The organism is Providencia rustigianii DSM 4541 (assembly GCF_000156395.1).
Lineage (GTDB): Bacteria > Pseudomonadota > Gammaproteobacteria > Enterobacterales > Enterobacteriaceae > Providencia > Providencia rustigianii.
The window spans coordinates 1-721 of record NZ_GG703817.1; the positions used below are offsets into that span (position 1 = coordinate 1).

Here is a 721-nt window from a genome sequence, read left to right on the forward strand (position 1 = left end):
GGGTACGCGCCCTATTCGCACCATTAATACAGCTGTCGCCGGCATGGTTTGTACTGCCGATGATGCTGATGCCAAATATTTTCCACTCAATACACCGGTTTTAATTACTGACGTGATGGATGCTGCCGGAAAAGCAGGCGATACCGGCACGTTAGCCCGTGCGTTAGAAGCAATCGGAAATCAATCAAAGCCGGTGACGGTTGTTGTCCGTGTTGAGCAAGGTGAAACCGAAGCGGAAACCACATCTAATATTATTGGCGGGTCAACAGCGGAAGGGCGCAAAACAGGCTTGCAAGCGTTAACCGTCGCGCAAAGCCGTGTGGGTGTGAAGCCGCGCATTATTGCCGTGCCGGGTCATGATACGCAAGCCGTTTCAGCATCACTTGCGGGCATCGCTCAAAAGATGCGAGCCATGGCATATATCAGTGCTTATGGCTGTAAGACGGTATCCGAAGCAATTGAGTATCGTCAGAATTTTAGCCAGCGCGAACTTATGTTGATTTACCCAGAATTTCAAGGCTGGGACACAGTCGCTAATGCAGAAAGTAATATCTATGCAACGGCAACTGCATTGGGGTTACGTGCAAAAATCGACAACGAGATGGGCTGGCATAAAACGTTATCTAACGTAGGGGTCAATGGTGTCACGGGTATTTCTGCCGATGTGTCATGGGACTTGCAAGACCCAGCCACGGACGCTGGTTTGCTTAACGAAAACGAT

At 49.9% G+C, this 721-nt stretch carries 1 protein-coding gene; it reads left to right on the forward strand.

The genetic code is table 11. The annotated features are described in order from the left end of the window. Positions 1 to 721: phage tail sheath subtilisin-like domain-containing protein (locus PROVRUST_RS00005; RefSeq protein ID WP_006812599.1), on the forward strand; the 721-nt coding region annotated here is incomplete at both ends.